This window comes from Nonomuraea sp. NPDC001699 (assembly GCF_053596455.1).
This window is the reverse complement of record NZ_JBSFGF010000002.1, coordinates 659,403-671,052: the sequence shown is the minus strand read 5'-3', so window position 1 is coordinate 671,052 and position 11,650 is coordinate 659,403. Positions and strand designations below refer to the sequence as shown.

Annotated in this window: 9 protein-coding genes; 2 read left to right on the top strand and 7 right to left on the bottom strand. The window is 73.9% G+C overall.

Annotated elements, in window-relative coordinates; all coding sequences use genetic code 11:
- Window positions 1-102: 102 nt before the first annotated feature.
- Together ACWCSU_RS08655 and ACWCSU_RS08650 are read right to left on the bottom strand one after the other, a co-directional pair.
- Window positions 103-1,494 carry an MFS transporter gene (locus ACWCSU_RS08655; RefSeq protein WP_364089643.1) on the bottom strand — a complete coding sequence of 464 codons (1,392 nt, stop codon included), beginning with the start codon at window positions 1,492-1,494 and terminating at the stop codon, window positions 103-105.
- Between the two features lie 62 nt (window positions 1,495-1,556).
- Window positions 1,557-2,285, bottom strand: a complete 729-nt coding sequence (locus ACWCSU_RS08650) for a TetR/AcrR family transcriptional regulator (protein WP_449934512.1) — start codon at window positions 2,283-2,285, stop codon at window positions 1,557-1,559.
- Between the two features lie 100 nt (window positions 2,286-2,385).
- Here ACWCSU_RS08650 and ACWCSU_RS08645 point away from each other — a divergent pair, with 100 nt between their 5' ends.
- On the top strand, window positions 2,386-3,834 hold the full coding sequence (locus ACWCSU_RS08645) for an MFS transporter (protein WP_357701247.1): 1,449 nt from the start codon (window positions 2,386-2,388) through the stop codon (window positions 3,832-3,834).
- A gap of 55 nt (window positions 3,835-3,889) precedes the next feature.
- On the opposite strand, the gene ACWCSU_RS08640 is transcribed toward ACWCSU_RS08645, so the two are convergent.
- Genes ACWCSU_RS08640 through ACWCSU_RS08620 form a run of 5 tightly spaced genes read right to left on the bottom strand, consistent with a single transcriptional unit; the run spans window position 3,890 to window position 10,973 of the window.
- Entirely contained in the window at window positions 3,890-5,029 is a 1,140-nt protein-coding gene (locus ACWCSU_RS08640) for a VWA domain-containing protein (protein WP_357701348.1), read from the bottom strand.
- 4 nt (window positions 5,030-5,033) lie between these two features.
- Window positions 5,034-7,259, bottom strand: coding sequence for a DUF5682 family protein (locus ACWCSU_RS08635; protein WP_449934510.1), 2,226 nt, complete (start codon window positions 7,257-7,259; stop codon window positions 5,034-5,036).
- On the bottom strand, window positions 7,256-8,320 hold the full coding sequence (locus ACWCSU_RS08630; RefSeq protein WP_449934508.1) for an ATP-binding protein: 1,065 nt from the start codon (window positions 8,318-8,320) through the stop codon (window positions 7,256-7,258). The genes ACWCSU_RS08635 and ACWCSU_RS08630 overlap by 4 nt, the downstream gene beginning before the upstream one ends.
- The gene (locus ACWCSU_RS08625) at window positions 8,317-9,654 is read right to left on the bottom strand and encodes a DUF5691 domain-containing protein (protein WP_449934506.1); all 1,338 of its coding nucleotides are present in this window, start codon (window positions 9,652-9,654) and stop codon (window positions 8,317-8,319) included. The genes ACWCSU_RS08630 and ACWCSU_RS08625 overlap by 4 nt, the downstream gene beginning before the upstream one ends.
- Complete coding sequence (locus ACWCSU_RS08620; RefSeq protein WP_364089661.1) at window positions 9,651-10,973, bottom strand: SWIM zinc finger family protein; 1,323 nt, start codon at window positions 10,971-10,973, stop codon at window positions 9,651-9,653. The genes ACWCSU_RS08625 and ACWCSU_RS08620 overlap by 4 nt, the downstream gene beginning before the upstream one ends.
- A gap of 125 nt (window positions 10,974-11,098) precedes the next feature.
- Between ACWCSU_RS08620 and ACWCSU_RS08615 the strand changes: the two genes are divergently transcribed.
- Complete coding sequence (locus ACWCSU_RS08615) at window positions 11,099-11,650, top strand: cupin domain-containing protein (RefSeq protein ID WP_357701257.1); 552 nt, start codon at window positions 11,099-11,101, stop codon at window positions 11,648-11,650.

Sequence of the window (11,650 nt, the reverse complement as noted above, 5' to 3'; positions counted from 1 at the left end):
GAGAACCCCCCTTTAGCCATGACGAGAGAGTCGTCGCGCCTGGTGAAGGCCGTCCACGCCGATGCGTTTGGCAGCGTTCTCAGCACTTTGACGTTCTCATCACTATGACGCGGTCCCTTCCATAGTGCCTGCCTTGGCGGACTGCACAAAACGGGGGGCCAGCACGAAGGCCAGGACGGCGAGCACGACGGTGAATCCGAGCCCCACGGCGTAGTTCTCGCCGGTGGCGGTGAACAGGGCGCCGCTGACCGCGACGGCGACCACGGTGAACACCGACTCACCGACGCCCACGGCCGCGCTGTTCTGCCCCTCCTCGCCCTCCTTGGACATCTCCAGCACCAGCACGGACACCGTGGGGTGCAGAGCGCCGATGCCGAGGCCGGAGATGGCCATGGCGACGTAGGCGACCGCGATGGGCAGGGAGTCGACGAGCACGAGCGACACCAGCGTGATGCCGACGGCGATCATCGCGGCGCCGCCGCGGATGGCGGTCATGTGGCTGATCGTGCCGCGGCCCTTGATCCAGGAGCCGGTGGACCAGCCGAGCGCGCCCACCGTGAGGACGACGCCCGCGCCGGTGGCGGTCAGGCCGCGCTCGTGGATCAGCATGAGCGGGATGAGCACCTCGGCGGCCATGAGCGAGCCGTAGGCCAGGCCGCGCAGCACGGGAGCGGTCGGCAGGCCGCGGGCGGCGCGCAGCGAGCCGGGCAGCAGCAGCTTGGGCAGGGCCACGACCAGCAGGACGATACCGGCCACGAGCAGCGGCAGGCCGGCCAGCTCCAGGGCGCTGCCGTACTGGATGAGGGCGGCGGCGACGGCGGTCAGCATGGCCCAGACGAGCTTGCGGCCGAGGCCGGGGGCGGGTTCGGCGGAGCCGCGCTCGGCCGAACGGCCGGCGGTGCCGCGCCACAACAGCAGGGCCGAGGGGATGACCAGGGCGGAGACGCCGAGGAAGATCCACCGCCAGCTCACGTTCTCCACGACGAACCCGGCGATGGCCGGGCCGATCATGGAGGGCACCACCCAGGCGGCCGAGAACAAGGCGAACACCTTGGGATGCATGGCCCCCGGGAAGACCCGGGCGACCAGTACGTACAGGGAGACCTGGATCAACCCAGCGCCGAGCCCCTGCACGAAACGGCCCGCGACCAGCACCTCCATCGTCGGCGCGAATCCGGCCACCAGGAGCCCGGCCACGAAGGTGGCCACGCCGACGGCGATCGGCTGCACCGGCCCCCGCACGTCGCTCCACCGGCCGCCGAGCACGGTCGCGATCACGCTGGCCGCCAGGGTGGCGCTGAAGGCCAGGTTGTACAGGGCCATGCCGCCCAGGTCGCCGGCCACGATGGGCATCGCGGTCGCCACCGCCATCGCCTCGAAGGCCACCAGCATGACGAGCGCGACCAGGCCGACGCTGAGCGCCCGGTACTGCGCGGACAGCACGCCGGCCGGGGCCGGGGCGACGTCTTCGATCGGTTCAACAGTCGTTGTCATGACCGTAAAAGTAGGGGGAACCGCGCGTCGGCACATCGGGCGCGGGGCCTAGGCAATTGGGCCTAAGGCATGCGGGACTCGATGCCGTCGAGGAGCAGTTCGAGGCCGTAGCGGAAACGTTCCTCGCCGTCGGCGGCGATCAGGTCGTCGATGTGCTCGACCAGGTACGGGAAGCGGTCGCGCGGCAGGGCGCGGTAGTAGTCGGCGATCTGGGTCGCGAACGCGGTGAAGTACTCCTCGGGCGTGGACATGTCCGAGGCGCGCAGCCGGCTGATGTGCACCGAGCCCTCGTAGGCGTCGCCGATGAGGTAGAGGGACAGGCGGTCGAGGCACAGGGCGGCCTCGCGCGGCGGCATCCCGGCCTCCACCATCAGCCCGTACACGAACTCGCCGGTGCGCAGCGAGTTCTCGCCCGTGGGGATGTTCGCCAGGGCCGCCCTGGCGACCTCGGCGTGCTTGTTCAGCACCCGGTAGACCTCCAGCGCGTACGCCCTGAGCTGGTCCTTCCACCGGCCGGGGTCGCGCTCGGGCAGCCGGATCTCGCCGAGGACGCGGTCGTAGACGAGTTCGAGCAGCTCCTCCTTGTTCGCGACGTGCGCGTACAAGGAGGCGGGGCCGGTGTCGAGCTCCTGGGCGACGCGTCTCATGCTCAGCGCGTCGAGCCCTTCGGCGTCGAGGACGCGCAGCCCGGCCTCGACGATGAGGTCCTGGCTGAGCTGCCGCCTGATCGGCGCGGGCTTGCGGGACTTGCGCCACGGCGGCACCGGCACGGCTTCTTCCTTGCTCCCCATGGCGAACACTGTACTTGACACGAACGGCGTTCGCTACTAAAACGGTGTTCGTAACGAACAGTGTTCGTATCAAGAACAGCGTTCTTAAGGAGTTCCCCCGATGACAGTGACCAACTCGGCGCAGGCCACGGAGGCCGTCGCGCCCTACCGGTGGCGCTGGGCCGCCCTTTTCGTGATCCTCGCCGCCGAGGTGATGGACCTGCTCGACGCGTTGATCACCACGATCGCCGCCCCCACCATCCGCGCCGACCTGGGCGGCAGCGACAGCCTCGTGCAGTGGCTCGGCGCCGGCTACACGCTGGCCATGGCCGTCGGCCTGGTCACCGGCGGACGGCTCGGCGACCTGTTCGGCCGCAAGCGCATGTTCCTCATCGGCGCCTTCGGGTTCACCGCCGCCTCGCTGCTGTGCGGCGTGGCGGGCAGCCCCGAGATGCTGATCGCCAGCCGGGTGTTGCAGGGCCTGTTCGGCGCCGTGATGTTGCCCCAGGGCCTCGGCCTGATCAAGGAGATGTTCCCGCCGCAGGAGATGGGCAAGGCGTTCGGCATGTTCGGGCCCGTCATGACGATCTCGTCGGTCGGCGGCCCCGTGCTGGCCGGCTGGCTGGTCGACGCCGACTTCTTCGGCACCGGCTGGCGCATGATCTTCCTGATCAACCTGCCGCTCGGCCTGGCCGCCGCGCTGGCCGGCATCCGCTTCCTGCCCGAGTACCGCCTCTCGAACGCCACCAGGCTCGACCTGGTCGGCGTCGGCCTGGTCTCGGTCGCCGGATTCCTGCTGATCTACCCGCTGATCCAGGGCCGCGAGCTCGGCTGGCCCGCCTGGACGTTCGTCTCGATGGCCGCCTCGCTGGTCGTCTTCGCCCTGTTCGGCAGGTACGAGTCGCGCCGCGCCGCCTCCGGCAAGGACCCGCTGGTCACCCCCAGCCTCTTCCGCAAGCGGGCCTTCTCCGGCGGCCTGGTGGCCGGCCTGGCGTTCTTCTCCGGCATGATCGGCCTCAGCCTGGTCTTCAGCATCTACATGCAGGCCGGCCTGCACTTCAGCCCGCTCAAGGCCGGCCTGGCCAGCCTTCCCCAGGCGGTCGGCGGCGTGATCGGCTTCGGCCTGGCCATGTCCGGGCTCCAGGAGAAGCTGGGCCGCGGCCTGCTGCAGATCGGCGTGGTCGTCATGGCCGCCGGCGCGGCCGTGCTCGGGGTGACCATCCACCTGGCCGGCACCGACGTCGGCGTCTGGCAGCTCGCCCCCGGGCTGGCGCTGGTCGGCATCGGCATGGGCCTGACCATGGCGCCGTTCTTCGACATCGTGCTGGCCGGGGTCGAGCCGCACGAGTCGGGGTCGGCCTCGGGCACGATGACCGCCGTCCAGCAGCTCGGCGGCGCGCTCGGCACCGCCGTCCTCGGCACGCTCTTCTTCAACCTGCTCAAGGATCAGTGGAGCTTCGGCTCGGCCATGCAGGTGACCGTCTGGGTCGAGATCGGGCTGCTGGCGATCACCTTCGCCCTGTCCTTCCTCATGCCGCGCAAGGCCCGCCCCGAACAGGCCGGCCACTGAGCGCTGACCCGGCCGCGGCTCCCCTGCGGGGGTGGAGCCGCGGCCTCGGCCTTTCTCAGCCGCCGGCGTGACGCTCGGCCCACCGGGTGAGGTCGCGGCGTTCGACGGCGGCGGCCATCAGGTCGGGGAAGGCGTCGGGGGTGCAGGCGAAGGCGGGCACGCCCATCGCGGCCAGCGCGGCGGCGTTCTCGTGGTCGTAGAAGGGCGCGCCCTCGTCGGAGAGCGCGAGCAGCACGATCACCTGCACGCCGGCCTGCGTCATCGCCGCCACCCGGCGGAGCATCTCCTCGCGCACACCGCCCTCATACAGGTCGCTGATCAGGACGAAGATCGAGTCGGCCGGACGGGTGATGAGACCCTGGGAGTAGGCGATGGCCCTGTTGATGTCGGTGCCGCCGCCGAGCTGGGTGCCGAACAGCAGCTCGACCGGGTCGTGCAACTGCTCGGTCAGGTCGACCACCGCCGTGTCGAACACCACGAGCGACGTCTTCAGCGACCGCATCGAGGCCAGGACCGCCCCGAACACGCTCGAATACACCACCGAGGCCGCCATCGAACCGCTCTGGTCGATGCAGAGCACCACCTCGCGCTGCACCGACCGCTGCCTGCGCGCGTAGCCGACCAGCCGCGACGGGACGACCGTGTTCCGCTCCGGCAGGTAGTTCTTGAGGTTCGCCCGGATCGTGCGGTCCCAGTCGATGTCGGCCACCCGCTTGGGCCGGTGCGTACGCGCGGAACGGTCGAGCGCGCCCGTCACCGCCGCCCGCGTACGGTCGGCGAGGCGGCGTTCGAGCTCCTGGACCACCTTGCGCACCACGGCCCTGGCCGACTCGCGGGCCTGGGCGGGCATGACCCGGTTGAGCGCGAGCAGCGTGCCGACCAGGTGCACGTCGGGCTCGACGGCCTCCAGCATCTCCGGTTCGAGCAGCAGCCTGGTGAGGTTCAGCCGCTCGATCGCGTCCTTCTGCATGACCTGGACGACCGTGGACGGGAAGTACGTCCGGATGTCGCCCAGCCAGCGGGCCACCCGCGGCGCGGACGCCCCGAGGCCGCCCTCGCGACGGCTCTGCCCCTCGCGGCCGTCCTGGTCGTAGACGGCGGCCAGGGCCGCGTCCATCTGCGCGTCGGCACCCTCCAGGGCGCGGCCGGTGCCGTCGGCGTCGCCGCCCCCGAGCACCAGCCGCCACCTGCGCATGCGCTCATCCACGGTCTCTCCCGATGATCGCCAGCACGGTCGCCACGGCTCCCGCCGCGCGCCGCTCGTCCACGTCCGGCTCCGCGCCGCCGGAGTCGCCCGTGCGGCCCGCCGCGCTCACCCGCTCGCCGACGGCCCGCCGCTCCGGCGCGGCGAACCCGCCGAACGTGCGGCGCAGCAGCGGCAGCACGTCGGTGAACTGGTCGGCGGGCAGCGCGGTCAGCCAGGCGTCGACCAGGCCCAGCAGGCGCGGGTCGTGCACCAGGAGCAGGCCGCCACCGGACAGGAAGCCCTCGACCCAGGCCGCCGCCCTGACCGGGGTCTGGCCCCGGGACATGGCCCTGGACATGCGGTCGCCCGCGTCGTCGAGCTCGCCGCAGTCGAGCAGGAGGCGGGTGAGCCGGCCCTCGATGAGACCGTGCAGGTCAGGCCGGTCGGCGATGCCCCGCAACGTGCCCAGCCACCGCCCGCGCGGCGACGCCCCCTCACCGGCCGCGTCATCAGCGGCCTCGGCGGCCGGTTCGGTGAGGAGGGCGACGGCGGCGTGGACGGCGTCGACGTGCTTCAGCAGCCCGGCCGCCGCGTCGTCGTCGAGCGCGGTGACCGCCACCGGCAGCCCGACGCAGATCCGGTCGAGCATCGAGCGCACGATCACCGCCAGCCCCTCGGCCGAGGTGCCGCGCACGTCGCCGTAGCGGTGGGCGCGCACCATCGCGGGCAGCGCCGCCATCAGGTGCGTGACGTCGGTGTCCAGCGCCGCCTTGGCCGACAGCGCGGCGAGCACGCCGGGCAGCGCCTTCGGCAGGTCGGCCAGCAGGCACAGCTCCACCAGCGCGGTCAGGTCGGCGAGCGCCGCCGACGCCGCCCCGGCCAGGTCGCGGGCCCGCTGCGCGGCCGCGGCGGCGACGGTGGTGCCGAGGGCGGCGTGCTCGATGAGCGCGAGGTCGTGCTCGGGCCGCCACTGCAGCGTCCACGACTCCCTGAACGTGCCCTTGCCGCGCGCCTGGCCCGGCGCGCCCCAGCCCACCTCCAGCATCCGCAGCCGGTGCAGCAGGTGGCTGCGCTCCAGGTCGAGCGGCTTGCGCAGGTCGAGGTCGAGCTCCCGGTCGAGGGCCTCGGGCCGGAGCTTGAGCCGCCGCCGCTGCTCGCGCAGGTCGCGCTGGAGCGGGACCATCGGGGTGCCGTCGGTGACGTGGCCCAGCCGGTCGCCGACGACCATGCGCCGCTGGATCAGCTCGACGGCCAGGTCGTCGCCCTCGCACAGCACCGCCCTGGCCGCCTCGGTGACCTCGCCCAGCCCGGCCAGCGGCCTGCCGCGCAGCCCCGCCAGGGTCGCGGCCAGGCGCACGGACTCGATGACGTGCGCGGACGAGACCGGCAGGCCCTCCTCGCGCAGCACGGCGGCGGCCTCGGTGAGCCAGCGCTCGACCGGCCGGTCGGGGGCGGCGAACAGGTGGTGGTACCAGCCCGGCGAGGTGATGCCCGCGCCGTAGCCGCTCCAGGAGGCCAGCCGTCCGTACGTCCACGGCACCCAGGTCAGCTCGGCCTTCACCTTCGGCATCCCGCGCAGCAGCGCGTTGTCGGCCGAGGCCGGGGGCAGCGGACCGGTCAGCGCGGGCACGTGCCAGGCGCCGCAGACCACCGCGATCGTGCCGAACCCCTCCTTGATCGCCGCGCGCAGCGTCCTGCGCATGTACGCCTCGCGCCTGGCCTCCCGGCCGGTCGGCTCGTGCCCCTCGCGCACGGCGGCCATGGCCTCGGCGATCGCCTCGAAGGGGGTGTCGCCGCGGTGCTCGACGACGTCCTCCCACCAGCGTTCGGGGTCGTCGTGCCCGGCGGCGGCCGCCAGCGCGCCGATGGGGTCGGTACGCAGCCCGTCGCCCCCCGCCTCGGCCTCCTCCTCGCCCTCGGCCTCGTCGGCCAGGGAGTGGGCGGCGGGCAGGTCGCAGAAACGCACCGGGACGCCGGCGGCGACGCCGTACAGGATCGCCTGCCATTCGGGGGAGAACTCCGCGAACGGCCAGAACGCGGCCTTCGCCGGAGCGCCGGGCACGTGCGCGAGCAGCGCGACCGGCGGCTCCAGGTCGGGGGCGAGCGCCACGAGCGCGTCGGCCTCCGGCGGCCCCTCGACGAGGATCGCGTCGGGGCGCAGGCGTTCGAGCTCACGCCGGAGCGCGCGGGCCGAGCCGGGGCCGTGATGGCGCACGCCCAGGACGGACACGGTGCTCATGACACCTCGCGGCAGGCGCGGTAGAAGTCGCGCCAGTCGGGACGCTCGCGCACCACGGTCTCCAGGTACTCGCGCCACACCACCCGGTCGGAGACCGGTTCCTGCACCACCGCGCCCACGATCCCGGCCGCCACGTCGGACGGCCGCAGCACGCCGTCGCCGAAGTGGGCGGCCAGTGCGATGCCGCTGGTGAGCACCGAGATCGCCTCGGCCGTGGACAGGGTGCCGCTGGGCGACTTGACCTTGGTGCGGCCGTCCTCGGTGACGCCGGCGCGCAGCTCGCGGAAGACGGTCACCACGCGCCGGATCTCGGCCAGGCCGGTGGTGGTCTCCGGCAGCTCCAGCGCACGGCCCAGATCGGTGACGCGGCGGGCGACGATGTGCACCTCCTCCTCGGCGTCGGCGGGCACAGGGAGCACGACGGTGTTGAACCGGCGGCGCAGGGCGCTGGACAGCTCGTTGACGCCCCGGTCGCGGTCGTTGGCGGTGGCGATGACGTTGAAGCCGCGCTCGGCCTGCACCTCGCGGTTGAGCTCGGGGATCGGCAGCGTCTTCTCCGACAGGACGGTGATCAGCGCGTCCTGGACGTCGGAGGGCATGCGGGTCAGCTCCTCGACCCGGGCGACCCGCCCCTCGGCCATGGCCCGCATCACCGGCGAGGGGGTCAGCGCCTCGAACGACGGGCCCTCCGACAGCAGCCTGGCGTAGTTCCAGCCGTACCTGACGGCCTCCTCCGCGGTGCCCGCGGTGCCCTGGACGAGCAGCGTCGAGTCGCCGCTGACCGCGGCGGCCAGGTGCTCCGACAGCCACGTCTTGGCCGTGCCGGGCACGCCGAGCAGCAGCAGCGCGCGGTCGGTCGCGAGCGTGGCCACGGCGACCTCGACGATGCGGCGGGCGCCGACGTATTTGGGGGTGACGCGGTCGCCGTCGCCCATGATGTACCGGGTCACCGCCCAGGGCGACAGCTTCCAGCCGGGGGGCCGGGGACGGTCGTCGTCCTTGGCCAGGTAGGCCAGCTCCTCGGCGTACTGGTCTTCGGCGTGGGGACGCAGGACGGTCATGCGAGCTCCTTGTACATGTCGGCACGGAAACGCAGGAGGGCGGCGACCTGCTGGATCGGCGCCACCGGCGAGTAGCTCTCGGCCAGCGGGAACAGGGCGGGGTCGATGTGCTCGCCCGCCAGCTTGACCAGCTCGCCGAGGTTCCACGGCTGGACGGCCGCCACCTTGACGATCTTGTGGAGGACGGCCGTCGCCAGCCCCTCCCCCCACTGGGACGAGACGCCGCCGAGAACCATGATCAACTGGCTGTCCAGGTCGTGCTCGACGACGAAGCCGGCGGCGAGCTCCTGCTGCTCGCCCGGCGGGAGTGCTTCGAGCAGGTCGGCGATCGGGTCCCAGCCGAACATCGCGCGCGCCCACTCCGGGTCCTTCTGCAGCACCGCGGCCCGCACCCAGGCGGCCTTCACCTCGGCGTCCCACTCGGGGACGCGCATCGTGAGCAGCTCGGACGGCGGCCGGCCCCAGACGCCCAGCGGGGCGCGGGCCAGGATCTGCTGCAACCACCAGGCCCGCTCGCCGATGCCGCGCGGCGGCTTGGGACGCACGCCGTCGCGTTCCATCGCCCGGTCGCACTCCAGGGGCGCCTCGACGGCGATGGTCGAGCCGGAGATCGACACGCAGGCCCGCGCCCGCTCGGCCATGCGCCTGGACAGGCGGGAGCCGGGCAGCCGGGTCAGCAGGTTGGCGGCGGCCTGGCGGACCTCGCGGCGGCGGTCGTCGAGCGCCGCCTCGAGGAACGGCTCGTCGCCCATGCCGAGCCCGTCGGCCAGCAGCTCGACGAACTCGGCCCGGTCGTCGGGCGTCTCCCGCTCCCACGTGCTCTCCAGCAGCTCCCTGGCCCCGGCGGGGTCGGCGGCGCGCAGGGCGCGCAGGTGGGCGCGGCGGTCGGCGGCGCCGCCCAGCTCCCACGTCTCGCCGGTGGGCTCCTCCAGCAGGTAGCCCCACGCCGGGTTGAGCCCGGCCAGCCAACGGCCGCGCTGCCCGGCCAGGACGCCCAGATGGGCCCGGATCGAGCGGTCGCGCCTGCCTCTTTCGAGCAGGTCGGGCAGCACGTCGCAGGGCACCCGGCGGCCGGTCGCGGCGGCCGCGGCCAGCCATTCGGGGAGCAGGCGGGCGTACTCGCCGCCCATGATGCGGACCAGCCGCTCGGCCGCGCGCCGGTCGACGGCGGGCAGCTCCTCGGCGGGGGCGGGCGCCGGCGGCGCGGACCCGACCGGGCGGCGGCCCGCGCGCCGCCGGGCCGTCTCGACGGCGGCGGCCGCCAGCAGGTCTCCTCCGTACGGCCTGCGGTCAGTGCCCACGAGGGCCGTGGAGGCCAGGTCGTCCCAGGTCACAGGATCACCGCCGTTCCTTCGTCGTCCCAGGTGGTGAGCGGGCGCAGGCCCTGCGGGGTCCATTCGGCGGCCAGCGTGACGGGGTGGCCGCCCGAGACGGCGATCAGCCGCCAGGGGTCACGGGCCCGGGGGTGCAACGGCAGCCCCCCGACCGACGCCCGGCCGGGGACGACGCCGGCCAGCACGACCGGCCACGACTCGGTCCAGGGATCCTCGGCCAGCACCCGCGCCACCTCGTCGAGCGCCTCGTCGGCCGACACCCCGACCGGCCCGGCGGCCCCTGCCGCGAGAGGCGTGGCGGGGTGGCGGGCGGCGACGAGGGCGCGCAGGGGGGCGGCGCCCGGGTAGAAGGCGAGGTCGGCGTCGATCGTGGTGCCCGTGACCAGGGAGGCGTCGAGCGGCTGGCCCTGAGGGGCGAAGGAGAGGATCAGCGCCGCCCGGCCGGTCGCCCGGCCCTTGAGCCAGACGCGGCGGGCGGTCAGCCGGTCGTGCTCGTCATCGCGCCCGCCGAGCACGTGCCAGTGGTCGCGCACCGCCGGCCCGGCCAGCACCTCTTCCTTCGTGACGGGGAAACCGGTGCGGATCTGGACGGTCTGCGCCAGGGGCCCGGGAAGGTCGGCGCGGCGGCGGTAGGCGACGGCGAGGAGGTTGACCAGCGCGTACTCCTCCAGGAGCCGGCCGGGCCAGTCGTCCTCGGCGCGCACCTGGGTCAGCCGGGACACCAGGCCGGCGACGCCGGGGGCCTGGGCGTCGATGAGGCGCTTGGCCAGGCCGTCCCAGTCGTGCTCGGCGGAGGAGGCCAGGCCCTGGCGGATCTGGTCGGCCAGCCAGCGCTCCAGCTCCGCCAGCCCGGCCCCCACCCGCGCGTGCCGCACCGACTCCGCCCGCTCGGCCCGCTCCACCCGTTCCTTCCCTGCCGCCTCGCCATCGGCCACCCCGGCCGCATCGGCGCGGGACGCCTCGACGCGGGCCGCGGACCTGGCGGCGCGCTCGGCGCGGCCGTCGAGCCACTCGGTCACCCACTGCGGCGCGGCCTCCTCGGCGGGCACGCCGTCGGCCGACCACAGCAGCAGCAGGCCCAGCGCGTGCTTGCAGGGGAACTTGCGGCTGGGGCAGCTGCACCGGTAGGCGGGCTCGCTCAGGTCGACGCACGCCAGGTAGGGCTTGGACCCGCTGCCCTTGCACTCGCCGTAGAGGACGCTGCCCGTCGTGCCGCGCGAGGACCACTTGCCCGCCGCGGCCACGCCCTGGGCCGCCTTCTGGGAGGAGGCGTCGGGGGCGAGGGCGAGCACCTGATCACGGCTCCACCGTTCGATCACCTGCCGCAGACTAGCCAGGCCGACCGACAGTTCGCGCGGCGAGCACCCCGCCGACGGGCGCCGGCGAACACGGGCGTGGGCGAGGTGGTCGGCCCGCGCTCCCGGTTCCTCGTAAGATCGGCCATGTGGAGCTGAGGATCTTTCCCGACGGCGCGCCCACCGAGGTCGCCGACGAGGCGGCCGCCCTGGCGCTGGCCGCGACGTTCGACGGGCAGGCCGTCCTCGACGGCGCCCGTTTCCTGCGGCGCGACGTCACCGGCGCGCCCGTCGCGTTCGTCGCCCGGCCGCCCGTGGCCGCCGAGCTCGACCTGCTCCCCCATCCGGAGGGCGGCTGGTACCGCGAGACCTGGCGGTCGCCGGTCACGATCCGGCCCGACGGCTACCCGGGCCCGCGCGCCAGCGCCACCGGCATCTACTTCCTGCTCCAGCCGGGTGAGGAGTCCGTCCCGCACATGGTGAGGTCGGACGAGGTGTGGCTGTGGCACCGGGGCGGCCCGCTGAGCCTGACCGTCGGCGACCGGGACGTCGTCCTGGGGCCGCTGGTGGAGCGGGGGCAGGTGCCGCAGGCGGTCGTGCCCGGCGGCGTGTGGCAGTCCGCGCGTCCGGCCGGGGACGAGGCGGTGCTGGTGAGCTGCGTCGTGTCGCCGGGGTTCGACTTCGCCGATTTCACCGCGTGA

Bases quoted from the DNA above. Each gene is read 5' to 3' on its own strand.
- ACWCSU_RS08630 (WP_449934508.1), bottom strand. From the start codon at position 8,320: ATGACCGTCCTGCGTCCCCACGCCGAAGACCAGTACGCCGAGGAGCTG.
- ACWCSU_RS08640 (WP_357701348.1), bottom strand. From the start codon at position 5,029: ATGCGCAGGTGGCGGCTGGTGCTCGGGGGCGGCGACGCCGACGGCACC.
- ACWCSU_RS08645 (WP_357701247.1), top strand. From the start codon at position 2,386: ATGACAGTGACCAACTCGGCGCAGGCCACGGAGGCCGTCGCGCCCTAC.
- ACWCSU_RS08655 (WP_364089643.1), bottom strand. From the start codon at position 1,494: ATGACAACGACTGTTGAACCGATCGAAGACGTCGCCCCGGCCCCGGCC.
- ACWCSU_RS08635 (WP_449934510.1), bottom strand. From the start codon at position 7,259: ATGAGCACCGTGTCCGTCCTGGGCGTGCGCCATCACGGCCCCGGCTCG.
- ACWCSU_RS08650 (WP_449934512.1), bottom strand. From the start codon at position 2,285: ATGGGGAGCAAGGAAGAAGCCGTGCCGGTGCCGCCGTGGCGCAAGTCC.